Annotated in this window: 20 protein-coding genes; 4 read left to right on the forward strand and 16 right to left on the reverse strand. The window is 64.4% G+C overall.

Features of this window, described 5'->3' with window-relative positions; translation table 11 throughout:
• Nucleotides 1–25 precede the first annotated feature (25 nt).
• Nucleotides 26–979 (reverse strand): zinc-binding alcohol dehydrogenase family protein, encoded by a 954-nt coding sequence (locus EHV23_RS10475; protein ID WP_125096023.1) that lies wholly within the window; start codon nt 977–979, stop codon nt 26–28.
• Between the two features lie 56 nt (nt 980–1,035).
• Nucleotides 1,036–1,626, reverse strand: coding sequence for an NAD(P)H-dependent oxidoreductase (locus tag EHV23_RS10480; protein ID WP_125096024.1), 591 nt, complete (start codon nt 1,624–1,626; stop codon nt 1,036–1,038).
• 102 nt (nt 1,627–1,728) lie between these two features.
• On the opposite strand from EHV23_RS10480, the gene EHV23_RS10485 reads away from it, so the two are divergent.
• Nucleotides 1,729–2,628 (forward strand): LysR family transcriptional regulator, encoded by a 900-nt coding sequence (locus EHV23_RS10485; RefSeq protein ID WP_125096025.1) that lies wholly within the window; start codon nt 1,729–1,731, stop codon nt 2,626–2,628.
• Here the strand turns inward: EHV23_RS10485 and EHV23_RS10490 are convergent.
• The gene (locus tag EHV23_RS10490; protein WP_125096026.1) at nt 2,619–3,452 is read right to left on the reverse strand and encodes an MBL fold metallo-hydrolase; all 834 of its coding nucleotides are present in this window, start codon (nt 3,450–3,452) and stop codon (nt 2,619–2,621) included. The genes EHV23_RS10485 and EHV23_RS10490 overlap by 10 nt on opposite strands.
• A 60-nt stretch (nt 3,453–3,512) precedes the next feature.
• On the opposite strand from EHV23_RS10490, the gene EHV23_RS10495 reads away from it, so the two are divergent.
• Entirely contained in the window at nt 3,513–4,517 is a 1,005-nt protein-coding gene (locus tag EHV23_RS10495) for a GlxA family transcriptional regulator (RefSeq protein WP_203228972.1), read from the forward strand.
• Nucleotides 4,518–4,745: 228 nt separating this feature from the next.
• Here the strand turns inward: EHV23_RS10495 and EHV23_RS15285 are convergent, their stop codons facing one another.
• The 6 genes from EHV23_RS15285 to EHV23_RS10530 all read right to left on the reverse strand — a co-directional run bounded on the left by EHV23_RS15285 (nt 4,746) and on the right by EHV23_RS10530 (nt 14,081).
• A complete protein-coding gene (locus tag EHV23_RS15285; protein ID WP_158615934.1) occupies nt 4,746–7,085 on the reverse strand; it encodes a hypothetical protein in 2,340 nt (779 codons plus the stop codon).
• Between the two features lie 536 nt (nt 7,086–7,621).
• Nucleotides 7,622–9,034 carry a D-arabinitol 4-dehydrogenase gene (dalD, locus tag EHV23_RS10510; RefSeq protein ID WP_203228973.1) on the reverse strand — a complete coding sequence of 471 codons (1,413 nt, stop codon included), beginning with the start codon at nt 9,032–9,034 and terminating at the stop codon, nt 7,622–7,624.
• Between the two features lie 135 nt (nt 9,035–9,169).
• Entirely contained in the window at nt 9,170–9,442 is a 273-nt protein-coding gene (locus EHV23_RS10515; RefSeq protein WP_125096029.1) for a hypothetical protein, read from the reverse strand.
• A 2-nt stretch (nt 9,443–9,444) separates the two neighbouring features.
• The gene (locus EHV23_RS10520; RefSeq protein ID WP_203228974.1) at nt 9,445–10,896 is read right to left on the reverse strand and encodes a YeiH family protein; all 1,452 of its coding nucleotides are present in this window, start codon (nt 10,894–10,896) and stop codon (nt 9,445–9,447) included.
• A 117-nt stretch (nt 10,897–11,013) separates the two neighbouring features.
• Nucleotides 11,014–12,390 (reverse strand): MFS transporter, encoded by a 1,377-nt coding sequence (locus EHV23_RS10525; protein WP_238990421.1) that lies wholly within the window; start codon nt 12,388–12,390, stop codon nt 11,014–11,016.
• Between the two features lie 47 nt (nt 12,391–12,437).
• Nucleotides 12,438–14,081: a lactate permease LctP family transporter gene (locus EHV23_RS10530; RefSeq protein ID WP_125096030.1), complete on the reverse strand. Its 1,644-nt coding sequence runs from the start codon at nt 14,079–14,081 to the stop codon at nt 12,438–12,440.
• Between the two features lie 389 nt (nt 14,082–14,470).
• Here EHV23_RS10530 and EHV23_RS10535 point away from each other — a divergent pair, with 389 nt between their 5' ends.
• The gene (locus EHV23_RS10535; RefSeq protein WP_158615935.1) at nt 14,471–15,286 is read left to right on the forward strand and encodes a TlpA disulfide reductase family protein; all 816 of its coding nucleotides are present in this window, start codon (nt 14,471–14,473) and stop codon (nt 15,284–15,286) included.
• 127 nt (nt 15,287–15,413) lie between these two features.
• Here EHV23_RS10535 and tcyL read toward each other — a convergent pair whose 3' ends face one another.
• The 4 genes from tcyL to EHV23_RS10555 all read right to left on the reverse strand — a co-directional run bounded on the left by tcyL (nt 15,414) and on the right by EHV23_RS10555 (nt 19,423).
• Nucleotides 15,414–16,088: a cystine ABC transporter permease gene (tcyL, locus tag EHV23_RS10540; RefSeq protein ID WP_125096032.1), complete on the reverse strand. Its 675-nt coding sequence runs from the start codon at nt 16,086–16,088 to the stop codon at nt 15,414–15,416.
• A 146-nt stretch (nt 16,089–16,234) separates the two neighbouring features.
• The gene (tcyJ, locus tag EHV23_RS10545; protein WP_125096033.1) at nt 16,235–17,041 is read right to left on the reverse strand and encodes a cystine ABC transporter substrate-binding protein; all 807 of its coding nucleotides are present in this window, start codon (nt 17,039–17,041) and stop codon (nt 16,235–16,237) included.
• A 326-nt stretch (nt 17,042–17,367) separates the two neighbouring features.
• Nucleotides 17,368–18,447 carry a selenide, water dikinase SelD gene (gene selD, locus EHV23_RS10550; protein WP_125096034.1) on the reverse strand — a complete coding sequence of 360 codons (1,080 nt, stop codon included), beginning with the start codon at nt 18,445–18,447 and terminating at the stop codon, nt 17,368–17,370.
• A 64-nt stretch (nt 18,448–18,511) separates the two neighbouring features.
• A complete protein-coding gene (locus tag EHV23_RS10555; RefSeq protein ID WP_125096035.1) occupies nt 18,512–19,423 on the reverse strand; it encodes a bestrophin family protein in 912 nt (303 codons plus the stop codon).
• Nucleotides 19,424–19,816: 393 nt separating this feature from the next.
• Between EHV23_RS10555 and EHV23_RS10560 the strand changes: the two genes are divergently transcribed.
• On the forward strand, nt 19,817–20,437 hold the full coding sequence (locus EHV23_RS10560; RefSeq protein ID WP_203228975.1) for a DUF302 domain-containing protein: 621 nt from the start codon (nt 19,817–19,819) through the stop codon (nt 20,435–20,437).
• 116 nt (nt 20,438–20,553) lie between these two features.
• On the opposite strand, the gene EHV23_RS10565 is transcribed toward EHV23_RS10560, so the two are convergent.
• From EHV23_RS10565 to ptsP, 3 genes are all read right to left on the reverse strand, one after another.
• The gene (locus EHV23_RS10565; RefSeq protein WP_125096036.1) at nt 20,554–22,368 is read right to left on the reverse strand and encodes a fructose-specific PTS transporter subunit EIIC; all 1,815 of its coding nucleotides are present in this window, start codon (nt 22,366–22,368) and stop codon (nt 20,554–20,556) included.
• 156 nt (nt 22,369–22,524) lie between these two features.
• Nucleotides 22,525–23,502: a 1-phosphofructokinase family hexose kinase gene (locus tag EHV23_RS10570; protein WP_125096037.1), complete on the reverse strand. Its 978-nt coding sequence runs from the start codon at nt 23,500–23,502 to the stop codon at nt 22,525–22,527.
• Entirely contained in the window at nt 23,499–26,087 is a 2,589-nt protein-coding gene (ptsP, locus tag EHV23_RS10575; RefSeq protein WP_125096038.1) for a phosphoenolpyruvate--protein phosphotransferase, read from the reverse strand. Before ptsP ends, EHV23_RS10570 begins: the two co-directional genes overlap by 4 nt.
• Nucleotides 26,088–26,096 lie beyond the last annotated feature (9 nt).

Here is a 26,096-nt window from a genome sequence, read left to right on the forward strand (position 1 = left end):
GGCGTCTTCTGCGTGCCATGATCGATCAGTCGTTGAGAACGATCACCTTCCCGAAGCTGTGCTCGCTCTGCAGGAATCGGTGTGCGTCCGCCACCTCGGAAAGACTGAAGACCCGTTCGATGGGCACCCTGACGTTGTATTGATCGACGTAGGCGAACAGCGCGTTCAGCCGCTCGGCGTTGACCAGCCCCGAGTAGAACGAAGTCAGGTAACTGTCGTTCTTCAGCTCCATGATGGGATCGAATCCGTTCAGATACCATTGGTTGCCCAGTAGCCCCGTGTTGCAGACGATGCCTCGTTCTGCAATGTGGTCAAAGCTGTTCCGGAGCGTGGCAGGGCCGATCAGTTCCAGAATCCTGCCGTATTGTTCGTCAGTCTGCAGGGTTCCGTTCTGGTCGATGATCACCGCATCGAAGCCTGCATCGCGCAGGCGTGCCGCCTTGTTGGCAGAGCGGCTGCTGCCATGCAGGATGACATCCGGAAAACGCGCCTTCAGCAGACAGGCAAAAGCCACACCCACACCACTGGTGGCGCCGCGTACCAGAACCTTGTCGGATGACCGGATCTGCAGCTTCAGCATGGAGCCGTAGGCCGTATAGTAGGTTTCCGGCAATGCAGCAAGCGTCTTCCAGTCAAGGCTGGTCTTGATGGGGTAGATCTGCTCATTCGGAAGAAGCACGTACTCGGCGTAGCTCCCATCGAAGGCGCGCCCCATCTCTCCCATGATCGAGACCACCTTCTGCCCTGCCGTCAAGGCAGGTGTGGTGCTCTCGGCAACCTCCCCGACGCATTCAATGCCCAGAATTCGCGGAAAACCCACGCTGGGCGACTTGCCTTCCCGGGTGAAGATCTCGGAATGGTTGATGCCAAAGCCTTTGACCTTCACCAACGACCAGCCCGGCCTGGGCTGTGGTGTCGGCACGTCCTGCAGGATCAGTTTCTCGGGACCTCCCGCTTCATGGATCACGACGGCCTTCATGGGCGCTCCTCGTCAGTCAGAAAAGGACATGTCTATTCTATTCCTGCGCCCCGAACCTACGCCTTGCCGAACACCTTCTCCAGGTGTGCGCGATAGTCGGACAGGTAGCGCTCAACCTGCGGATTCTTCACTACATCGTTGCAGCTGAACGTGGGCAGCCGTGTGGTGCCGAGGAACTCGTTGGCCTTGTGGAAATGGAAGTGAACGCCGTCCACTCCTGCGCCCTCAAAGAAGTCGCCTTCCCGGGTGAATGCCTCGATCGGTGCATTCCAGGTGGATGAGATCATGTGCTTCTTGCCGTGCAGCAATCCACCCGTCCCGTAGCCCACCGTCGGGTTGACACGGTGACGGCCATCGTTGGCAACCAGCTTGTCTTCGCCCACGCCTTCGCTGAACACTTCGTCAACATACTTCTTGACCGTCCACGGCTCGCCCATCCACCAGCCGGGCATCTGCCAGACAACCGCATCCATCCACAGCCATTTCTCCACCTCGGCAACGGTGTCATAGCCCTGCTCAATCACCGTTTCCTTCACGGCGTGCCCGAGTGCGGTCAGTGTCTCTCGGGCGGTCTGGTGCAGCGTGTGGTTCAGACGGCCTTCGGTGAAACGGAAGGCCTGTCCGCCGTCAATCAACAGAATGTTCATGTGGATTCCTCAGAAGTCGTGTTGAAAACACGCCATTGTCCGTCTATCCTTCATGAAGGAAAATGGCAATAATCGCAAAACACTTTTCCAGTATCAGCAACAATGAAGAGCCATTCCGATGAGCTGGCCGTATTCGTGCAGGTGGTGGAAAGCGGCAGTTTCAGCCGTGCCGCAGAAAGGCTGGGCCTGGCCAACTCCGTCGTCAGCCGCACCGTGAAACGGCTGGAAGAGAAACTTTCCACCAATCTGCTCAACCGCACCACACGCCAGCTGCGGCTTACCGAAGAAGGCAGCCGTTTCTTCAGGCGTGCCAGGCAGATACTGCATGACATCGAGGCCGCAGAGGCGGAACTCCTCTCCTCGGGCGGTACACCGCAGGGCATTCTTCGGGTGGATTCCGCCACGCCCACGCTGCTGCATCGCATTGCCCCGCTCGTGCGCCCGTTTCGCGAGCGTTATCCGCAGGTGTCGTTGCAGCTCACCTCGTCCGAAGGCTATATCGACCTCATCGAACGGCGCGTGGATATCGCCATCCGCGCAGGCAGCCTGCACGATTCTGCGCTGCGTGCCCGGCACCTGTTTGACAGTCGCCTGAAGCTTGTTGCTGCACCCGACTATCTGGCCCGATACGGCACGCCGGAAAGCGTTGCCGATCTGTCGCGGCACACCCTCATTGGTTTCTCCGAACCCAGAACCCTGAACAACTGGCCATTTGCTGACAGCGGTCATGCCCCTTATGCCGCCACGCCCCAACTGTCTGCCAACAGCGGAGAAACCATCCGCCAGCTCTGTCTATCCGGCAACGGCATCTCCTGCCTGTCGGACTTCGTCGTGGCCAGTGACATCGCTGCCGGCAACCTGCATGAACTCCTGCCGGACTGTGCCCTGAACGAAGCCAAACCGTTTTACGCCGTCTATTACGGTGACACCGCGGTCAGCCCGAAAATCCGGGCATTTGTGGACTTTCTGGCAGAGCACTGGACGCGTGGAGATCAGAGCTGAGATGTCGCAGTGATTGAAGCTCCATTAATCGTCACGATCTCGCCATCTTCTGGTACCGCGACACGGTGAATGATGCCTTCGCCAACCAGAAAACGACGCATGTCCTGACGACTGACAGCGGTGTGGTTGACTGTGTCCATATGCACGGTGATGATCTGTGCATTCGGCATGACCTGGGTGGCCTTGAGTACGTCGTCCGGGCCCATGATGATGCTGTCGGATAGGCCCTGGATGCGCGCATAGCCTGTGTTCATCACCAGCACGTCCGGCTGGAAGCGGTTCAGCGCCTTGTTCACGTCAGCCGTCCAGATCGTGTCGCCCACGATGTAGATTGTCCTGTGGCCTTCTTTCTGCATCACCACACCCATGGCATCGCCCAGAATCTGTGCCATCTGTGGATGTGCATACATTTCCACGGTGCCATGAGCCCCCCCCGTGCGGGTCAGGATCACGCCATTGAAGGTGGCGCTGTCATGCAGGATGCGTACATCCTTGAAGCCCTGCGTGCGAAGCTTTCCGGCGTCGCTCTCATGTTGCACAAAGATTGGAAGGTTCTTGGGAACTGCCTGTTGTGCGGTTTTGTCCCAGTGATCTTCGTGTGTGTGGGTCACGATGACGGCATCCACGCCTTCCATGATCTTCTCGACAGGCATCGGAAGATCCACTAGCGGCATGCGCTGCTGGCTGTTGTGGGTGCCCGGAAAACCTGCCATGGATTCTTTGGGTGCCAGAAAGGGGTCCACCAGAAAGGTCTGATTGGCATACGTGATCCTGGCCGTGGCGTTGCGGATGTGCTGATACTGGTCCGTAGACTTGCAGTTCATGGGTCTGTTCCTGAAGAGATCGGAGAGGAAGGATTCTAGGAAGGCTTCAGACCGACTAGAATGGGCAACATTGCCAATCTCCGAAAGAATCGGGCCAACATGACGACTGAAGCAAAACTGAGGACGGCCGCACTGTATGCTCAGCCCGGGATGAATGACTTCGTCTTCAATATCCCTTTCTGCATGTTTCAGTCCTCCTATCGAAGTAGTCCATTGTTCAGGCTACGGGTGTTTTCCGACAATGGCCAGGATGTCGCCACCCATCTGGGGGCCCGTATTCCGGTGCATGGGGGGCTATCGTCCATGGATCGTGCCGATGTCATCGTCATCAGTGGATGGCGTGACGTGGACGAAGCGCCATCACCTGAGTTCAATCGGCACCTGAGGAAGGCGGCTAAACGAGGAGCACAGATTGTTGCGCTGTGCTATGGAACCTATGCGGTTGCCTATGCCGGCCTGCTGGATGGAAAGAGCGCAGCCACACACTGGATGGCGGAGAATGACTTTCGCCAGCGTTTTCCGAAAATCATGCTTGATGAAAATCGGCTGTATGTGGAGGATGGCAACATTCTGACGTCGGCGGGCGCTGCAGGAGGTCTGGACTGCTGTCTACACCTGTTGCGACGGATACATGGTGTCACGGTGGCCAACGAAGTGGCAAGAACCTTCGTGACCGCGCCGCATCGAGAAGGTGGGCAGGCTCAGTTCATCCGTCAGCCGACTACACGCCACACACGGGACGATCGGATCAACAGCTTGTTGGTTTTCTTGCGAAAGGATCTGGGTAGTCCGCATCGGCTGGATGATCTGGCCAAGCGACTGAACATGTCGCGTCGCACGTTCTCTCGGCATTTTTCCAGGGCCACGGGCATGGCGCTGGGAGAATGGCTGCAGACAGAACGCCTGTGGCAGGCCCAGAACCTGCTGGAAAATGGTGACATGCCTATTGAGCATGTGGCGGAAAAGGCGGGCTTTGGCAGCGCCACAAATTTACGTGTGCAGTTCCGCCAACGTTTCCACGTCAGCCCCAGCGTCTGGCGGCGGATGTTTCGAAGTGGAAGCTGAGGGCGGCTGATGCCGCTTCAACGGTCGCACGCCTCCCGCGGTATATCCGTCATCCAGTCGAGAATAGTCAATGCACGACGGGATGACGACTCTGTACCTATCTCAGAGGCCCGCGGATTCTCTCCGGCCCGGGTCGGCGCACGGGAGGATCACATGGGTGCAGCGTGCACCATGGATGCCGTGCAGCCACGTGGCATCCATGATGTGCGTATCAGCCTTGCTGCCGAATCACTTCGGCGCGGCTGGATTGCTGCGCCAGGTGCGTGTCACCGGCTGGCCGTTGTCTCCAGGGCGCGTATCCGTCACATAGCTACTCACGCGTTCCAGCGCCTGGCCATGCTGCCATCCGGAAGGCACCACGAAAGTCGAGCAGATATCGCGGTTCAGGTCACGGGTCCGGCTGGGCAGGGCTGCCGTCCAGCAACGAGTCACCTGATTGGCCTCGGGACCGGGTTTCAGCGACATCTTCACGGTCAGCGGTTTGCCATCCTTCTGGCCCTGCCAGGTCATCAATGTCCCGAAGGGAACCAGCGAGTCATGGTGGAAGCCCTTCTGCCCGTCAACCGATGCCAGCACGCCCTCGATGCGATTGCTGGGGCTGTGGTCGTCGGGCTTGTCAGCGGGAGGGACATCGATGTATGTCTTCAGTTCGTTGGGCAGGAAGATCACCTGTTTGCCGCTTTGCGTGCCGGCGCGTAGCTTCAGCGACATCTCCAGGTGCTCGAATGAGGGTGTCGCGTTGTACCAGTTATCAATGCCTGCCTTCAGTTCGTGATAATAGGTTCCTTCTGCGGGGACATAATTGTCGGCGGCGGGACGGGCACCGAAATTATCGGCCTGGCTGTTTTCCCAGAGCTTGAGGCTGTCCGGATCAGGGGCCTTCTCGATGAAGGCGCCGGTGGGGCTGCTGGCAGCCTTCAGACGACCATTGTCATCATTGAAGCCGAGGTCCTCGTCCGGCAGGGAGTCGAAGGAGGCAGACAACAGTGCACCACTGATGCCTCGTTCGTTCAGCGGTACATCCGTGGTTCCGTCGACAATCCCTTCGGCGCGGTAGTTGGCGGTGCTCCAGGTGTCGGTGCTGCTGGATGTACCGGAAATGACGCCATCGCCGTTGTATGCCGGCTCGCGTGTTTCATGAACCACCTGTTCACCCAGCTTGACGAGCGCATCGCCGGATTTCCAGTTGGCCGGAATGCGCCACGCGCTGTGGATTTCCATGGATTCCGAACCGCCTGCCTTGAAGACATTCAGCGTCAGCAGGAAGGTGTTCGGCCCATCAAGAAGACTCATGTCAAGTTCGGCTCTATATTCCTTGTCTTCGGACTCCCATTGCTTGAAGCTCCCGTCTCGGTAGATCCGCTTCTCTGCAGAAAACTGCGTGACGGAACTGTCCGGACTGCCCCAGGAAATCACGGAATTCAATACGATAGGTTTCCCCCCGTTGAGACCCGCCTGTGTGAATCGCAGGATATTGCCGATCGTCACCGCCTGTCCGGCTGCGAACTGGTCACTGGACAGACCTAGCTCCCATGTGGCGGCGTTGAAAGCGGCCTTGCCGGTCTGGCCAGGCTGGGCTTCAGCATGTGCACGATAGGTGTACGGCTGCTGGAATGCACTGTCGGTCGACGGCTGAATGCCCACATCCAGCTTCAGCAGGGGCTGCGGGTCCTCGCTGGCCAGTTTGGGTTTCGTGAGTTCAATGCCACCCTTTTCCGTGGGGATCAGCTCGCGGGTCGCATCCGTGGCAGGGGCCTGGTCCTTGGTGGTTGAATGGTCCAGCAGGGCTGCCAGGACCACGTCCGAGCGAATTTCCCGGTCATCGAGCAGTTCACCCAGTGCAGCGGTGGGTGTTGCGGCAGGTGTTGCGGCAGGCGTTGCAGCAGGCGTTGCAGCAGGCGTTGCCGCGGGTGTTGCGTCAGGTGTTGCGTCAGGTGTAGCGGCAGGTGTAGCGGCAGGTGTAGCGGCAGGTGTTGCAGCCGGTGTGGCAGAAGCTGACGCCGCGTCCTGGGTGGCTGCTGCCGTGTCCGCTGCCGGCGTTGTGGTGGTTCCTGGGGCAGCGGGTGTTGCGCCAGCGGCAGTCTCGGTTGCCGTGGTGCTGGCCGATGGTGTGTTGGCACCCGTGGTCTCTGTCGCGGAGGTTTGGGTGGATGGCGTGCCGGCAGCAGGGGTTCCGGTCGCAGCAGCGTTGGTCGATGGCGTGGCGGCAGCAGCAGTCCCTGCTTCGGAGGCGATCGTGGTGGGCGTGCTGTTCGTCGAGGGATCGGCTGCGGTGGCAGCATTGCCGGCAGTGTCAGCACTCGGGCGCGTACTCTCGTTGCTTGAGGTATTGCTTGCCGGGCTGCTGGAAAGAACCGCCGTGTCGGCTTTCTGTGTCAGCTGGGCAGGCTGTCCGGCATCACCCGATCCACTGCCGCCGCAGGCAGCCAGGGACAGCATCATCAGCAGCGCCAGAGGGCGACCGGGGTGACGGCGTGCAGGCGACGTGATGGGCGTGTGGAAGCATTCGTGAGGCGTACCGGGAGAAGCAGAGCTGGGCGAAGATGGAAGGAACGTGCGTATGGACATGAGTGATCCTTGGCGGCTGTTAACGATATGGAGCCTGGCGGAAGGTCGCCAGCGCCGAAGGTCACTGTAGAGCGGTGCGTCTGGGCACTTCGTAGAACACGGAAAGGCTGGATGTATTTATCGGACAACGTTTTCATTCAGGCATGTGTGTGCACGCATACGTTCCGTGTGCACGCTTGCACGAATGGGCCTGAATGTATTTCACATGTTCGAGATCCTGCATGATGTCTGCCTGGAGAACGGCAGATTGTTGGTCATGCCTTGCAACGATGGTTGCAAAGAGTTGCATCCGGGCATCGGCGCTCCCCATGAAATTGGGTGGTACGCACAGACTTCACAGTGCTGCATGCAGCCGGTTGCTGTCGTCTGGAGCCATCTGTGGAAGCCTGGATGACGGCGTGCCGATAAAAAAACCGGCTCCCGGGAAATGACGGGGGACCGGTTTCTTCAGGCTTGCAAATCAGCAGACTGTCGAAAAGAAGGCAGTCTGTCGGCTGCGCGCCATGCGGCACACCATGGTGCGTTCTGTCTGGGTATCAGCCCGGAATCACGTCCTTCTGGACACGTGCCAATGCCTTGCGCACGGCAGCTTCCAGGCGGGCGTCGCCGGCCAGTTCCTGCCACAGCATGCGATCGGCGCACAGGGCCTTCACTGGATCGTCAGCCTGCACGATGGCGTGAGCCGCCTTCGGATCCATGCTTTGGTCGTGGTACTGGAAGGGAAGCTTTTCTGCATGCCAGCGCTTCAGGAATTCCAGGAAGAGGGCGGGCAGCACGGCCACCGAATCGATGCTCTCGTTGCGGGCCAGCCGGTCGCGGATGGTGGGCAGGATGAAGCCCGGGATCTTCGAGAAGCTGTCGGCGGTGACGCGCTGGTTGGTGTCACGGATGGCATCGTTGCCGAAGCGCTCCAGCACCATATCGCGGTAGGCTGTCAGGTCCACGGGATTGTTGGGACCCGACAGGCAGGGGATCACGTCGTCGGTGGCGTAGTCGAAGGCCAGCTTGCGCACCACGGCATCACGCGCGCCTTCATGGATGTACTCGTGTCCGCGCAGTGTGCCGCCCCAGGCAATGCAGCTGTGGGTGGCATTGAGCAGGCGGATCTTCGCTTCTTCGTAGGGATCGACCGAGGCCACCAGTTCGGCACCGACCTTTTCCCAGGCGGGGCGGCCAGCCGCGAAATTGTCCTCGATGACCCATTGCAGATAGCTCTCGGAGCCCAGGGCGGCATTGTCGTCGCGTCCGGTGGCGGCCTTGACGCGTGCCTTCAGCTCCGCCGGCGGGCGCGGCGTGATGCGGTCGACCATGGCGTTGGGGAAGCGCACGTTGGCGTCGATCCAGCTCAGGATGTCGGTGTCACCGATCTTCTGGGCGAAGTCGCGCAGGCCGCCACGCACCCGGTCGCCGTTGTGGCGCAGGTTGTCGCAGTTCTGCAGCGTGATGGGGCCGCCACCGGCCTTCTTGCGGGCGCGCAGCAGGGTGATGAGGGCGCCGTACAGCGTCTGGCCCGGTTCGCCTTTCTTCACGCGCTCCAGGTCGGCCTTCAGGTCGGGGAAGCTGGTGTCCAGATCGCCGTTTTCCAGCAGGTAGTAGCCGGCTTCGGTGACGGTGAAGGAGATGATGCGGGTGATCGGATCGGTGGCCAGTTCGGTGATGGTCTTCAGGCTGGCATCGTAGGGAATCACCTGGTCGATGGCCGTGATCCAGTGGTATTCCACCTTGCCGTGCGGGTCGATGGTTTCCAGCGTGAAATTGCCATCCTGGGCGGCCAGGGCCTCCAGCAGCGAGTTGGCATCGGGACGGATGTTGGTGCCGGCCAGCTGCCAGCCGGCCTCGCCCTGATCCTTCAGGCGTTGCAGGTAGACCACCTGGTGGGCGCGGTGGAAGTTGCTGAGCCCCAGGTGCAGGATGCGGCCAACGATGGGTTGGGAGGGAGATGCGGTCATGATGCGGCTCCTCGTTCAAGGCGATGGAATCTCGGACATCAGCGTGTCAGGCAGCGCGATGCGCCGCGCCAGTTTAACCATGTGACACGAATGGGGCGGCCTATACCTGAGCCGTCGTCAAGGCCGATCTCAGCGTTACAGGCAGCCCCAGGCGCGCTGGAATTCCATCCGGATCTGGAACTCGTGGTCGGCAAAGCCCAGCTCCTGTAGATGGTGCTTGATGTCCTGGGCGTCGATGTCGTGCGAGGTGGCGCGCCAGCGGGGCTTCTGGCTGGCCTTGCGGCCGGTCTGCTCGGTGTCGATGGCAAATCCCTGGGCCAGCAGCGCGGCCTGCAGCAGCAGGTCGCGGTGGCCCTCATGGGTGGCACTGTTGACGGTGGTGCGCAGGTTGACGAGCGAGGTGTTCATGATCAGAGCGCGTTCCAGAAGTCGGCGAACACGTGGACCGACAGGAAGTAGCCCACCGGCACGTTGATGGCCACGCCCACGGCAAAGGCCAGGAAGGGCTTGATGCCGACGGCCGTCAGTTCCCGAAAGCGCGTGGTCAGGCCAATGGCCAGGAAGGTGAGGGTGAAGAACCAGCCGCGCAGCGACTTGAGCGTGCCCAGCACGTCCTTGCTGTAGGCGGTGGCCTGGGCGCCGTCCAGCAGCGTGAGTGCCGCCGTGGTCAGCAGTGAGGCCACGAAAAAGCCCAGAATGAATTTCGGGAAGCGCCGCCAGATCTCGCGACGGTCGATGCGCTCGGCGCTGTCGCGTGACTGACGTTCCCACACCGTGACCGACAGGATGGCCACCAGGAAGGCCCAGATGCCCACGAACATGTCGCGGCCCACCACCTTCATCAGCGTGAAAGCCTGTACGGCCGATTCGTGGCCGATGGCTTCGGCGGCGGCAAAACCGGCCGCATCGGCGAATTCCGAGGTACCGATCCAGGCGCCGGCGATGCCGGGTTCAAGGCCCAGCACACGGGCTGCCGAGGGCAGGATGAAGATCATGGCCACGGCCCAGACGATGACCAGCGAGATGGCTACCGAGACGTGCTGGGGACGGGCACGGCAGGCGCCGCCGATGGCAATGGCGCCGGAGACGCCGCAGATCGATCCGCCGGCAGCCAGGGTGGCACCGAAACGGCGATCCAGCCCGAAGAGTCGGGTTGCGGCGAAATAGATGCTGCCGAAGGTGACAAAGGAGACGATGAGCGCCTGGCTGATGGCGGCCGGGCCGGCCTGCAGGATGATCGTGAAGGGCAGGGTGGCACCCATCAGCACGATGCCGGTCTTGACGAAGTATTCGGTGCGCAATGCCTCGTGCAGCCAGGCGGGAAGGCGCACGGTGTTGCCGATGGCCAGGCCGACGAAGAGAGCCACCAGCGGGCCTTCCAGCTGGGCAGCCTTGAACCAGGTGTTGCTGGCCAGCAGCGTGACCAGTACGGCCAGCCCATACAGCGCCAGCAGGCCCTTGCCGAATTTCGTGACGTTGTAGCCGATGCGGGCGGCGCCGATGGACAGCGGTACCAGCAGCAGCGCATACAGGTAGATGAGCGAGGGCAGCGCCTTGCCGAGGGCGGCCAGCCCTTCGCCGGGCGTGCGCCAGCTGCCGAACTTCACGGTGACGAGCTTGAGCGCACCGGATTCGCCGGCCAGCAGCGCCAGACTGGCCAGCGCCACCATGCCCAGGCCGATGAAGATGGCCCAGCCGTCTTCCTGACGGTACCAGGGCGGACGCGCTGCCGGCGGCTGCGTGTCGGCGGGTGCCGGGTCGCGCTGGACTGGCGTATATGATTCGCGGCCGAACCGTGTCTGGCTGCCCCGGGAGCCCGGGGCGTCGATGGCCAGTGAAGAGGACAGGGTATGGGGTTGCATGATGTCGTCCCTGGGGGTGCGATGGCAGGGACGTTACCGGCGCGCCGTACCGGTATCAATGTGCGTTTTTGTAGTTAGGCGCTGCCCTCATGCCGTCATGCGCGGCATGCATGAGCGTCAGTCGCTGATGTCTTCCAGCGAGCGGCCGCGGGTCTCCTCGCCCAGCACCAGGATGATCACGACCACGGCCAGCAGCACGGCGGTGAACATGCCGAAGATGTGGGCGAAGCCGTTGGCGCCACCCACCAGTGCGGCCACCGCCAGTGGTGCCACGATGCCGCCGATGCGGCCGATGGCGCCTGCCCAGCCGGAGCCGAAGGCCCGGAATCGAACCGGGTACAGCTCGGGGGTGTAGGTGTACAGCACGCCCCAGGCCCCCAGGTTGAAGAAGGACATGAGGGACCCCCACAGCAGGATGGTGGTGGGGGTGGTGGCCTGGCCGAAGAACCAGGCGCATGCGGCGCAGGCGAACAGGAACGAGGCCAGCGTGGCCTTGCGGCCGATCCGTTCCACGAGCACGGCTGCCGAGAAATAGCCGGGCAGCTGGGCCAGGATCATCACCAGCATGTACTCGAAGGTCTTGACCACGGTGTGTCCCTGCTCCACCAGCAGCTTGGGCAGCCAGGTGAAGATGCCGTAGTACGAGAACACGATGCCGAACCAGATCAGCCACAGCATGAGGGTGCGGCGGGCAAAGGGCGGCTTCCAGAGCTGTCCGAAACGGATGGGCTCATGGGTGGCGGTGGCGGCCACGACAGCTTCTGCCACGACGGGCAGGCCGGCCTGGGCTTCAAGGCGCGAGACCAGGGCGTGGGCCTCGTCCACCCGGCCCCGGGCCAGCAGGTAGGGGACGGATTCCGGCAGCTTCTTCCAGACCCACAGGGCATAGAAGATGGGCAGCGCACCGATCCAGAATGCACTGTGCCAGCCGAAGTGCGGAATGAAGCCCCACGAGGCCAGCGCGGCGGCCAGCCAGCCCAGGCCCCAGAAACTTTCCAGCAGCACGATCAGCCGGCCACGCACTGCGGGGGGCGCAAATTCGCTGACCAGCGAGACGGCCACCGGCAGCTGGCCACCCAGTCCGAAGCCCACCCAGAAACGGCAGAACAGCAGGATGGGCAGACTGGGCGAGAGGGCGCACAGGCCGGTGGCGATGCTGTAGAGCACCATGGTGCCCACGAAGACATTGCGGCGGCCGAAGCGGTCAGCGGCCCAGCCGCTGGCCACGGCGCCTAGCGCCATGCCCACGAAGGCGACACTGACGATCCACCCCGACTGCGCCGGCGTGAGCTGCCACTGCTGACTGAGCGTGGGCAGCACGAAGGACACGAGGCCCGTGTCCATGGCGTCGAACAGCCAGCCGACGCCGATGAGTCCCAGCAGCGTGTAATGGAAACGCCCCGTGGGCAGGCGATACAGGCGGGTGAGGATATCCATAGGGCGGTCGAGGATGAGGGATGACGAGTCTGATAGAGGATACAGCGACTGCATCATCCCTCATGGCCTCGGGGGCGTGTCAGGCTCCCCGAGGCGTGGGAGGGTCATTTCTGGAAGAAATGCAGGGACCAGGGCAGCACATACGCCTGCAGCACCGTGAGCAGACCCACGAAGACGCAGAAGATGAGGCTGTGCTTGACCGTGAAGCGGAACAGGTTGGATTCCTTACCTTCCAGACCCACCGAGGCGCAGGCGATGGCGATGGACTGCGGCGAGATCATCTTGCCGGTGACGCCACCCGTGGTGTTGGCCGCCACGGTGAGTTCAGGCGTGACGCCGATCTGGTGTGCCGTGCTGGCCTGCAGCGAGCCGAACAGGGCGTTGGCCGAGGTGTCGGAGCCGGTGAGGAAGACGCCGATCCAGCCCAGGAAGGGCGAGAAGAACGGGAAGGCCGCACCGGTTCCGGCCAGCACCAGGGCCAGCGTGGACGACAGGCCCGAGTAGTTGGCCACGAAGGCAAAGCCCAGCACCAGGCCGATGGAGAGGATGGACAGGCGCAGTTCGAGCAGCGTCTCGAAGAAGGTCTTGATGACGTTGGGAATGCGCATGTGCAGCAGCGCGGCGGAGATGAGGGCTGCCAGCAGGATGGAGGTGCCGACGGCGCCGAGCAGGTTCAGCTTGAATTCTGCGGCGTAGGCCGTGGGCTCGGCCACGATCGGGGCAGCCTTCATGACCAGATTGTGCAGGCCGGGCCACTGGATCTTGATGGTGGCTGCGTCGAGCACGTTCTGCAGGCCCTTCAGCGTCCAGAGACTGACGCAGACGGTGAGGATGGCAAACGGCGACCAGGCCTTCAGGATCTGGCCGGTGGTGTACTCGGCCTCATGACGCTTCGTGGGTTTCTTCATGCCGTCGAAGGTGAAGATCTCCTCGGGCTGCCATTTCTTCAGGAACAGCGACAGGCAGACCAGGCAGACCAGCGCGGAGGTGACATCGGGCAGTTCGGGGCCGATAAAGTTGGCGGTGAGGAACTGGGTGACGGCAAACGAGACGCCTGCCACCAGCACGGCGGGCCAGGTCTGGCGGATGCCGCGCATGCCGTCCATCATGGCCACCAGCCAGAAGGGCACGATGATGGAGAGGATGGGCAGCTGACGACCGGCCACCTGACCGATGTGGTAGGGATCCAGCCCGGAAACCTTGCCGGCCACTAGGATGGGGATGCCCATGGCGCCGAAGGCCACCGGGGCGGTATTGGCGATGAGGCACAGGCCGGCGGCGTAGAGCGGGTTGAAGCCCAGGCCCACCAGCAGCGAGGCGGTGATGGCCACCGGCGCGCCAAAGCCTGCGGCGCCTTCCAGGAAGGCACCAAATGAAAAACCGACCAGCAGCATCTGCAGGCGCTGGTCTTCCGTGATGGAGATGACCGATGCGCGGATGATGTTGAACTGGCCGGTCTTGACGGTGATCTTGTAGAGGAATACCGCCGTGATGATGATCCAGGCAATGGGCCACAGACCATAGGCGAAGCCATAGAGCGCGGAGGAGATGGCCATGCCGGTGGGCATGCCAAAGGCGAAGATGGCCACGCCCAGCGCGATCAGCAGGGTGAAGAGGCCGGCCAGATAACCCTTCATCTTGAGGATGGTGAGGGCCACGAAGAAGAAGACGATGGGCAGCAGGGCGACGGCTGCGGTCAGCAGCGGGCTGCCACCGACGGCCGAGTAGTTCTGGATCCAGGTTTCCATACAGGACGGCTCCGGGGTTGGGGGAGGCTGTGTGATGCAGCCGTGGGCCGGATGGGCTTTGGGGCTGCATGCCACCAGTGGGATCATGGGCAGGAAGCCTGATGGTCAGGGGTCTTCCTTCCCGGCGAAGGGTGGCGGCAATGTACAAAAGCCAACTGAAAGGGTCAATCATTTCCCTTTGTGTCCTGTGGCTGAAATTCCCTTGAAAAACAGGGGGATGGCGGATTGCTGGTGATGGCTAGGGTTAACCCTGATGAGCGGGTTGGACGTGCGGCGAGCTGGGGCAGGAGATTTGTGTCGCAAGGTGTGACGTGTGGTGGCAGCGTGGGCGGATGGCGGAAGTGCTGCGATACTTCGGGTTCCCCCACTCCTCCTTTTCTGCTCTGCCCATGCCTGTTTCCCTGGAACTCGGTCCGCTGTCCTTTCCCTCTTCCGTGCTGCTGACGCTGGTGGCGGTGTTCGTGGGTGCCTGGCTGGGCTGCTGGCTGGCCCGGCGGCTGCAGACGGCGCCGGTGGAGCCGTTGTTCTGGCGGATCGTGTTCTGGGCGCTGGTGGTGTCGCGGGGGGCGTATGTGCTGCTGTACCGGGATGCCTATCTGGTGGATCCGTGGACGATGCTGGATGTGCGCGATGGGGGCTTCGAGCCGTGGTCGGGGCTGGCGGCGGTCTGGGTGCTGACGCTCTGGTATGTGCTGCGCGGGAAGGTGGCCGGCAGGCCGCTGATGGGTGCCATGACGGCGATGACGGCCGTGGGTGTGGCCGGGCTGATGGCGCTGCAGATGCCGGCTGGCGGCGGGCAGCCATTGCCGGGGCTGCAGATGCGCACGCTGGACGGGCAGGCGGTGTCGCTGCAGGCGTTTGCCGGGCGGCCGGTGATTGTCAACCTGTGGGCTACCTGGTGCCCGCACTGTGTGCGGGAGATGCCGGTGCTGGCCGAGGCGCAGCGGCAGCATCCGGAGCTGGCGGTGGTGTTCGTGGACCAGGGGGAGGAGGTGCTGCGGGTGCGGCGCTTTCTGGAGTCGCGGGGGCTTGGGCAGCTGCAGAACGTGCTGATGGACCCACAGCGCGAGGCCGGCCGGCATTTCGGGGTGCGGGCGTTGCCGACCACGCTGTTTTTCGGGCGGGATGGCCAGCTGCAGGAAATCCGCATCGGGGCGGTGTCGAAGGCCACGCTGCAGGCGCGGGTGGAGCGGCTGCTGGAATAGGCCGCCTGTTGAAACAGGGCCCGCTCCCCTGCAGAAGCAGGCCGCCTTGCTTGCGCACGGTGCGCTGTCGGCACATGGCCGGGGCCGGTGCCGGTGCCGGTGCGGGGGCAAGGCGCTTGATGATGTATCAGCGGTTGCCTGACTCGTCGTTGCCGCGGTTGACGCGTTTTTCCAGCCGGTTCTGTGCCACGGACAGCAGGCTGGCGATGGCCCAGTAGATGAGGGCGGCCGCGATGTACATGGCAAAGACTTCGAAGGTGCGGGCGGTGATCAGCTGGGCCTGACGCAGCAGTTCGGGTACCTGGATGGTGGCGGCCAGCGAGGTGTCCTTGACCAGCGAGATGAAGCTGTTGCCCAGCGGGGGCAGGGCGGTGCGGGCGGCCTGCGGGATGATGATGCGGCGCAGCGTCTGGATGCGGCTCATGCCAAGGCTGGCGGCGGCTTCCCACTGGCCGGCATCGATGGTGGCAATGGCGGCGCGCAGGATTTCGCAGGTGTAGGCGGCCATGTTCAGCGAGAAGCCGATCAGGGCAGCGGGCAGTGGCGAGAGCTGCAGGCCGGTTTCGGGCAGGCCGTAGTAGATGACGAACAGCTGCACCAGCAGTGGGGTGCCGCGGAAGAACGAGACGTAGAAGCGCACCAGCCACTGGATGGGCCGGGCCGCGTACAGCCGGCCCAGTGCCAGCAGAAAGCCCAGCAGCAGGCCAAACGTCATGCCACCCAGGCTGAGCAGCAGGGTGAAGCGTGCTCCCTTGAGCAGGTCGGGCAGCGATTCGAGGATGAGCGAAAGGATGTCGGACATGCGAAGCGGGGCGGCGGGGCGCCAAGGGTCTCACGGGGATATGTCCCGTGAAATCCCGGATCGGGATAAAGGGGGCCAGGCCTGTCCCGGGGCCTGGCCATGCGGCAGCAGGTGTAACCGTTGTGGGGCTGTGGTGGTGAGGCAGGTTACTGGGTGACGTCCGCGCCAAACCACTTTTCGGAGATCTGTTTGAGTGTGCCGTCGGCGCGCAGCTCGTTCAGTGCCTTCTCGATGGCCTGGTGCAGCTCGGGGGCCGATTTGCGGGTGGGGATGCCGGCGGTTTCGCGCGAGAAGGCCGGGCCGCTCAGGGCAAAGCGGCCACCGGTTTGCCTGAGCTGGTAGAGGGCGGCCAGGCGGTCGACCAGAATGGCATCCAGCCGGCCGACGTCCAGATCCTGGTTGCGGGTGGGGTCGTCGTCGTAGGTGAGGATGTCGGCGGCAGGTACGTTTTTGCGCAGCCATTCCTCATAGTTGGTGCCCAGCACGACGCCTACCTTCTTGCCGGCCAGTTTTTCCGGGGAGGAGAAGGTGTCGGCGTCCTTCTTGCGCACGACGGCCTGGATGCCGGAGACGGTGTAGGGCTGGCTGAAGTCGTATTTGTGCTGGCGAGCATCGCTGATGGTGACCTGGTTGATGATCACGTCGATGCGTCCGGTGTCGAGCGCGCCCAGCAGGCCATCCCATTTGGTGGGCTGGAATTCGGCCTGCAGGCCCATTTTTTCGGCGATGGCGCGGGCCAGGTCGATTTCGAAGCCGGTGAACTGGCCGTTCTCGTCCTGATAGTTGAACGGGGGATAGGTGCCTTCGATGCCGACGCGCAGGGTACCGCGCTGCTGCAGGGCCGCCAGGGTGTCGTCGGCGGCCTGGGCCGGATGGCCGGCAAGCAGGGCGCTGGCGGCAAACAGGGCAACGGTGGCGGAGCACAGCTGGCGACGCAGGTGGTTCGGTTTCATGCCGGGTGGGAGGGGGGTGTTGAGACAGGGGCGAACGGAGCGGCTGGCAAAACCGGTCACATGCGGCGTCGGTCAGATGCAGTGTGCCTGTCTGCCGAGAGCAGGGTCCTGGCCAGTCTGAAGGGGAAAGGACGCCGGGGGAGTTTACTGGATGACGGGCCGCGCCCGGAAGACTTTGCGGTGTACCGGAGATGGAGAGGGAAGGCGGGGGGCGCAGAAAGCGGGGCAAAGAACCGCCCCGTTCTTTCTGGATGTTGCCTGTGCAGGTTCGGCGCCCGTTCGGAAAGACCGCGCAGGTTCAGGCGCCCGCAGGGGCTGCCCGGGGGTCAGCGCACCACCACGCGGGCAGGGCCTGCTTCCAGTTCGCCGATGACGGTGGCACGGTCGAAGCCGTGGCTGCGGAAGGTTTTCAGTACGGATTCCCGGGCGTCGGGGGCGCAGGCCACCAGCAGGCCGCCGGCCGTCTGCGGGTCGGTGAGCAGGTCCTGCAGGAAGGGGGGCGCGCCGGCGCTGATGTCGACACCGGCACCATAGGAGGCCCAGTTGCGGCCGGATGCACCGGTCTTGATGCCGGATGAGGCCAGATCGATCACGTTGGGCAGGAAGGGAATGGCGCGGCTGTCGAGACGCGCGGTCAGGCTGGCACCGCGGGCCATTTCCAGCGTGTGGCCCAGCAGGCCGAAGCCGGTCACGTCGGTGAGGGCGTGCACGCCGTCGAGGGTGGCCAGTTCGGCGCCGGGGCGGTTGAGCCGGGTGGTGGCGTCGATCATGGTGGCGTAGGCTTCGGCGTCGAGCAGATCCTTCTTGAGCGCGGCCGACAGGATGCCCACGCCCAGCGGTTTGCCGAGAATGAGCACATCACCGGGTCTGGCGTCGCTGTTGCGCTTCAGGTGCTTCGGGTTGACGAGGCCGATGCCCACCAGTCCGTAGATGGGTTCGACCGAGTCGATGGAGTGGCCGCCGGCCAGCGGAATGCCGGCGTCGCGGCAGACGCTCTGGCCGCCTTCGAGGATGCGGGCGATGGTTTCGTGCGGCAGCACGTTGATGGGCATGCCGACGATGGCCAGTGCCATCAGTGGCTTGCCGCCCATGGCATAGACATCGGAGAGCGCGTTGGTGGCGGCGATGCGGCCGAAGTCGTAGGGATCATCGACGATCGGCATGAAGAAATCGGTGGTGGCGACGATGGCCTGCTCGTCGTTGATGCGGTAGACGGCGGCATCGTCGGCCGTTTCGGTGCCCACCAGCAGGTCGGGGAAGAGCTGGGCCGGCAGGCTGCTCCTGGCCAGCAGGGCCGAGAGGACGCCCGGGGCGATCTTGCAGCCGCAGCCGCCACCGTGGGAGAGGGAGGTGAGACGGGGGGTGCTGGGGCTGGGGGTGCTGGGGCTGGGGGTGGTGGCGGACATCGGGCGCTCCTGGTTGGGGGATTCCGTGGGAGTCTCCGGGTGGAAGGCTCTGGGGAATTTTAGATCAGCGCAGGATGTGCTTCTCGACCCCGGGTTTGTCGGTGCGCGGGGGCTCGCCGATCATTTCCAGCAGGCTGCCCTCGATCTGCCAGCTGAGAAAGCGCAGCGGCAGGTCGTTCGGGTCCTGGCCGAAGGGGTTCTCCAGCTCGGCGCCCAGGGCTTCGAGGGCCAGGAAGGTATAGGCGACGAAGCAGACGATGACCGGCGTCATGAAGCCGATGGCGTCGAGCAGGCCGAACGGCAGCCAGAAGCAGTACAGGTAGACGCAGCGGTGGATGATGATGGAGTAGGGAAACGGAATGGGGTTTTCGGCGATGCGCTCGCAGCCGGCCAGTGCGGTGCTGAGTTCGTCGAGGTTGCGTTCGAAGGCAGCGGCCACGGGGGGCGCCACTTCCTGGGCATGCAGGCGTGCGCCCAGCCATTCGTCCACCAGCAGCAGGGCCATGGAAGCCGGGTACTGGGCATTCAGCACCCGGCGGGTGTCCTTTTCATCGAGGAAGCGTCGCAGCAGCTTGCTGGGACGGGTGTTGCCCAGCTGGTGCTTGAGCAGGTGCGTGAAGGCGCACAGGTACAGGATCACCTGCTTGGCGGCTGCAGGGTGGGTGGTGAGGGTGAGCGCCTTGCGCGCCGTCGAGCGGGAGGCCGAGAGCACCTGGCTCCACAGCGTACGGGCCTCCCAGTAGCGGGCATAGCTGGTGCTGTTGCGAAAGCTGAGGAAGATGGCCAGCGTCAGGCCGATCAGCGAGAACGGCACGAAGTTCAGCGAGACCTTGAAGTGCAGGATCTGGCCGTGCAGGGCGGTGACCACGATGCTGAACAGGCTGATGATGGTCAGTTGCGGGGCAATCTTGGGCAGGATCGAGCCGCGCAGCACGAACAGCATGTACAGCCAGTGGGGGCGGGAGCGGACGATCATGGGGCAGGCAGGGGCTTCGGCAACGCGGTGAAACGATCCATTCTACGCTGGCCCCTTCGGGCGGCTGCGGGGGCACGGGGGCTGCGGGATGCCCGGCGAGTGGGGGCAGATGGGTGGCGCGTGGGTGAGCGGCCTTTGTTTGGCAGATTGGTCAGAAACTGGATAATGGGTTCTTCGGGGCATGCACTGGGGCGAAGCAGAAGTATGCTGATAGCCTCGCCGATCCGCGCCCCCGTGTTTTCCATGAAGAGGCCATGGCGCGTCTGGATGAGGTGATCACACGCGCCAGGGCACGGAAGCGTGCCCTGTAACGGTGAGATCGCTGCGGCGTACACCGTATGGCTGCGACAGGCGTTGAAGAAGCTTTGCACGGACGGACGAGGAGGTCTGCCAATGAAGACAATGGGTGCCGCGCAGGCGGGGATGCGTTTCTGGCTGGCAGGTGCGGCCGTGTCGATGATGATTACAGGAGGAATGGCCATGGCCCAGGAGACAGGAACCACGGCGGAAGGCGCCGGTACATCGGGCATGGATGCCGCAGCATCGAATGGCGTGGGCGCCGCCCAGACGCCGGCGAGTGATGCCCAGCAGGCAGCCGCACCGGCCGATGCATTGGCCACGGCCCGGCAGGTCGAAGGGCTGCTGACGGTGAAGAGCAAATACTCGGCCACGGATTCGGTCAAGCGGGTGCAGGATGCGCTGCTGGCGAAGGGGCTGACGGTGTTCACCGTCATCGATCACCAGAAGGCGGCCCAGCAGCAGTCGCTGGACATGCCGGCTGCCAGTGTGATCGTGTTCGGCAACCCCAACATGGGCACGCCGATGATGGTGCAGTCGCCCACGCTGGCCATCGATCTGCCGTCGAAGGTGCTGATCTGGGATGACGGCAAGGGCAACGTGTATGCGTCACTCAATACGGCCGAGTACCTGGCCCGCCGGCATCATCTGCCGGCCGAGGCAGTGGCCCCGCTGGCCGGCGCCGAGAAGCTGGTGCCGGCGGTGCTGACGAAGTGAGTCCCGGCAAGCATGGCGCCAGCATCAGGTGCAGGCGTCATGCACAAAAAAGCCAGCCTCGTAACGGGCTGGCTTTTTTTGTGCAGCACCCCGTGACAGGGTGCTGGTCAGGGCAATCAGGCCGTGGCAGCCTGCGCCTGTGCGCTCATGGGCTTCTTGAGCACGCCCAGGCAGACCGCGGTGACGACCGAACCGACGGCGATGGCGGCGCTGTAGAGCAGCACGTTGCTGATGGCACCCGGGATCAGCATCACGAACACGCCACCGTGCGGGGCAGCCAGTTCGATGTGCCACATGCCGACCAGTGCACCGGTGATGGCGGCGCCGATCATGCACGACGGGATGACGCGCAGCGGGTCACGGGCCACGAAGGGAATGGCGCCTTCGGTGATGAAGGCCAGTCCCAGCACGGCGGCGGCCTTGGAGGCGTCACGCTCTTCGTTGCTGAAGCGGTTGCGGAAGATCCAGCAGGCCACGGCAATGCCCAGCGGGGGCACCATGCCGGCGGCCATGACGGCAGCCATCGGGATCTTGATGTTGCTGGCCAGTAGCGTGGTGCCGAACACGTAGGCGGCCTTGTTGACCGGGCCACCGAGGTCGAAGGCCATCATGGCGCCCAGAATGGCACCCAGCAGTGCGATGTCGGTGCCCTGCATGCCCTGCAGCCAGTGCGTGAGCCCTTCCATGGCGGCAACCATTGGTTTGCCCAGCACGCTCAGCATCAGCACGCCGATGATGCCGGTGCACAGCAGCGGCAGGATCAGCACGGGCTTGAGGCTTTCCAGTGTGCGCGGCAGCTTGATGGTTTTGGCCAGGAACTGCGTGAGGTAACCGGCCAGAAAACCGGCCAGAATGCCGCCGAGGAAGCCGGCGCCGATGGCCGACGAGATCATCCCGCCCACCATGCCGGGTGCCAGGCCCGGGCGGTCGGCAATGGAGAAGGAGATGTAGCCGGCCAGGATCGGCACCATCAGGGCGAACGCATACTTGGCGCCCACCTGGAACAGGTACCAGCCGAAGGTGCCTTCGAGGTTCGGGTCGGTCGGCACGTCCAGACCGCCGATGGCGAAGGCCAGGGCAATCAGCAGACCGCCGGCCACCACGAAGGGCAGCATGAACGACACGCCGGTCATCAGGTGCTTGTACGGACCGCTGCGGGCGCCGCTGCCACTGCTGGCTTTGGCTTCTTCCTTGCCACTGCTGGCGGCTGCGGCCTTGCCTTCGCCCCAGGGGGTGGCTTCGGCCCAGGCCGTTTTCAGTACCTTGACGGCGTCATGGATGGCGGCCTTGGTGCTGGTGCTGTAGAGGCGCTTGCCGGTGAAGCGGGATTTGTCCACCTGGGTGTCGGCGGCAATCACGACGATGTCGGCGGCGGCGATTTCCTCGGGGGTGAGGGTGTTCTGGGCGCCGACCGAGCCGCGGGTCTCGACCTTGATGGTGTAGCCGGCTTCCTTGGCGCCTTCTTCCAGCGCTTCGGCGGCCATGAAGGTGTGGGCCACGCCGGTGGGGCAGGAGGTGATGGCCACCACCTTCATGCCGGCCGGCGGGGGGCCACCGGCGCCTGCGCTGGCGGCTGCAGTGGCCGGGACGGCTGCGGCTGCGCCACCCGCTGCGCCGGCCTTGCCGGCACTGCCGACGGCCTGGGCGATGACGGCGGCGGCATCGTCGAAGACGGCCTGTGGCGTGGACTCGACGATGCGCAGGCTCTCCGGCAGACCGGAAAGGTCGACGGGACCATCGGCCACGACCAGGGCCACATCGGCGCTGGCCAGGTCGCTGTCCGAGAACCAGCCCTGTTCGCCCAGATGACTGATGACTTTCAGGCCAAGCGTGTGTCCGGCCTGGGCTGCAGCGGCCTGCAGGGCTTCACCGATGATGAAGCTGTGGGCAGGCCCGGATTGGCTGGCGGAAATCGCCAAGATGCTTGCCACGGGGACTCTCCTAGATGGGTTGGGGGAGGATGAACGTGCTGTTCCGGAACCCGGCCGGGACGGAGGCGGCTGCAGGGTGTGTCAGTGACCCTGCAGCGTTTTCCGGGTGCCTGCACGCCGGATCATGGGGTGCCGTCCGGTTCCTCCGCGGGGTTGTCAGCACGGGGTGACGTTGATCTGGTGGAGCAGGGCCTCGACCTGATCGAGCGGCGGCAGGCCGAATTCGATCTGCTGGATGCGGGCCGCGGCGCAGGCCATGCCGAAGACGGCGGCCTGCGGGAACGGCTGGCCGTGCAGCAGGCGGGCGATGGTACCGGCCACCAGCGTGTCGCCGGCGCCGACGGTGGTGGCGACGTGCACTTTCGGCGGTTTGGCCAGCCAGCGGCCTTCGGGACCGATGATCAGCGCCCCTTCACCGCCCATGGACACGACCACGCGCTGGATGTTGTGGGCCTTTTGCAGTTCCTCGGCGGCCTTGATCAGTTCGGCGGTCTCCTTCAGCGAACGGCCGACCAGTTCTTCCAGTTCGGAGCGGTTGGGCTTGATCATAACCGGGCCGACGGTGTCGGAGACGGCTTTCTTCCAGCCTTCCAGCACGGCGCCCAGCTGCGAGCCGGCCACGTCGATGACGAGGTTCACGCCCTTGTCGACCAGGGTCTTGGCCAGATGGTGCCAGATGCCGACATCGCATCCCGGCGGCAGGCTGCCACCGAATTCGCACCAGTCGCCGCGGCGCACGAGGGATTCCATGCGTTCGTTGAGCAGCTGCTCGTCCTTGGCGCGTTCTTCCGGATCGAGCTGGATGCCGGGCAGGTTCACGTCGGTGGATTCGCCGGCTTCGTGGTCGACCAGCTTGACGTTGGTGCGGGTGGCGCCGGGCAGGCGGATCATGGCGTCGCGGATGCCGTTGTCATCGAATGCCTGTACGAACAGCTTGTCGTTGTCGGCCCCGATCCAGCCGGTGGCCGTGGTGGCCACGCCCAGCTTGGCCAGGATGATGGAGACGCCGATGCCCTTGCCGCCCGGCGTACTGGTGAAGCCGGTGGCGCGGTGCACCTCACCCGGGATCAGCTTCTTAACGGGAATCGTCTGGTCGATCGCCGGGTTGAGGGTAATGGTCAGGACTTGGGTCATGCTGCATCTCCTGCGGGTTGGGAAGAGGCGGGTTTAAGGGCGGCGCCGAGCGCGCGCACTTCCTGGGCGGTCTGTGCCTCCAGGGCCTTGCGTGCCAGCGCCTGCAGATCCGAGAGGGACTGCCGGCGCAGCAACGCCTTGATCGTGCCAAGATCGCTGGCACTCATGCTGAGTTCGTCCACGCCCAGGCCCACCAGCAGGGCTGCGCCCAGCGGGTCGCCGGCCAGGCCGCCGCAGACACCGACGTGACGCTTGTAGGGGCGGGCACCGGCCACGGTCTGGGCGATCAGGCGCAGCACGGCGGGGTGCAGCGCATCGGCCAGGCTGGCCAGCTCGGGGTGCTGGCGGTCGATGGCCAGCGTGTACTGGGTGAGGTCGTTGGTGCCGATGGAGAAGAAGTCCACGTATTTGGCGAACTGGTCGGCCATGACGGCGGCCGACGGCACCTCGATCATGATGCCCAGCGGCACGGCCGGGGCGTCCAGTTCCTGGCGGATGGCCTCGAGTCGCTCGCGCAGCTGCTGCACTTCCTCGATGCTGCTGATCATGGGGAACATGATCGACAGCGGGCCATGCTTGGCGGCACGATACAGGGCGCGCAGCTGGGGTACCAGCAGCTCTTCGCGGCGCAGCTGCAGGCGGGCGCCGCGCACGCCGAGGAAGGGGTTGTCTTCCTGCGGCAGGGCCAGGTGCGGCACCTGCTTGTCGCCGCCGATGTCCAGCGTGCGCACGATCAGCGGACGGCCGGCCAGCACGTCCACCATCGAGCGGTAGACATCGTACTGCTCGTCTTCGCCCGGCACGCGGTCACGTTCGAGGAACAGGAACTCGGTCCGCATCAGGCCCACGCCCTCGGCGCCCGATTCCAGCGCCCGGCGGGCCTGGTCGGCCCGGTTGGCGTTGGCGCCGATCTCCACGCGGTGGCCATCGGTGGTGGTGGCGGGCTGCAGACGGGTTTTGGTTTCTTCGGCCTGCAGCTGGGCCAGTCGTTCGATGCGCTGCTGCGTTTCGGCCAGGGCCTTGTCGGTGGGGGCCACGTACAGGCGGCCGCGGTAGCCGTCCAGAATGGCCTTGGTGCCGTTCTGCGACAGGGAGGGCTGCAGCACGCCGGGGCCGGCGGCCACCACGGCCGGCAGGCCGAGCGCCCGCGCCAGGATGGCGGTGTGGGCGGTGGGGCCGCCTTTGGCGGTGCAGAAGCCCTTGACGCGGGTGGTGTCGATCTGGGCGGTGACGGAGGGGGCGAGGTCATCGGCCAGCAGGATGGCGTCGGCGGGCCAGCCCTGCGACGGATTGCTGCCCTCGTTGCCCTTGCCCAGCAGGTGGCGCAGCACGCGCTCGCCCACGTCCTGCAGGTCGGCCGAGCGGGCCGACAGGGTGGCATCCGACAGGCCTTTCTGTTTTTCGATGCGCTGGTGCAGGCACTGTTGCCAGGCCCAGGCCGGGCCATGGCCCTGCACCACCAGCTTGGTCACGTCGCGCAGCAGGCTGGGGTCTCGCAGCAGTTCGAGGTGGGCCTTGAAGATGTTGGCCTGCTCGGCCTGACCCTGCTTCTCGGCACTGGAGATGAGGGTGGCCAGCTGCTTCTGGGCATTGGCCAGTGCCAGGTCCAGTTCGTGGGCGGCATGGGCCACGCCCTGGAAGTGGTCTTCCACGTCCAGCTCGTGCGATTCGGCCAGCACCAGCGTGCCGATCACCAGCCCGGGGGCAGCGGCAATGCCGGTGAAGGTGTTGGCGGCCTCCGGCTGCCATGTGCCCAGCTCGCGGCCCAGGCCCTGTGCCTGTGCCTGCTTGTCGGCAGCCAGCCGGGCCTGACGGGTTTCTTCGTCGCCCAGCAGCTTGATGGTGCCCAGCAGGGCGCTGATGGCGTCCTGGGCATCCTCGCCCTCGGCGGACACGCGCAGGCGGGCGTTGTTGCCGGCGCCCAGGCTCAGCAGCGAGGCCACGCTGCGGGCATCGGCTACGATGTCGCCGCAGCGCACGTGCACCTGTGATTTGAAGCGGCGGATGCTTTCGACCCACTGGCCGGCGGGCCGGGCGTGCAGGCCGTTGGGGTAGCCCAGCGTGATTTCCTTGCCGACCGGGAAGTCGGCCAGTGCCGGGGCGCTGCTGGGGGCGGCGGCCGGCGGCTCGCCGGTGAGGGCCTCGACGATCTCGGCGGCGTTGCCGGTGGTGGTGAGTTTCTGCAGGCGGGCGTCGTCACGCATCAGGCGGGTGAGGCGGCGCAGCACCTTGATGTGCTCGTCGGAGGCGGCGGCAATGCCGACCACCAGCTTGACGACCTGGTCCCTGCCTTCGGCATCCTTGCCCCAGACCACCCCGTTGGGCACCTGCACCACGCCCAGACCGGTACGTTTGACCAGGTGCTTCTCGTCGATCATGCCGTGCGGAATGGCCACGCCCTGACCGAGGAAGGTGGTGGCCGTCTGTTCCCGCTTGAGCAGGCTGTCGGTGAAGCCATCTGCGGCAAAACCGGCCTCGATCAGCAGGCTGCCGGCCGCGCGGACGGCGTCGTCACGGGTCTGGGGCGCGGCGCCGAGCTGTACCTCGACGGGGGTGATTTCCGGGGATTGGGATGTCGTGTTCATGAATTATCC

Source organism: Lautropia dentalis (assembly GCF_003892345.1).
Classification (GTDB): domain Bacteria; phylum Pseudomonadota; class Gammaproteobacteria; order Burkholderiales; family Burkholderiaceae_E; genus Lautropia; species Lautropia dentalis.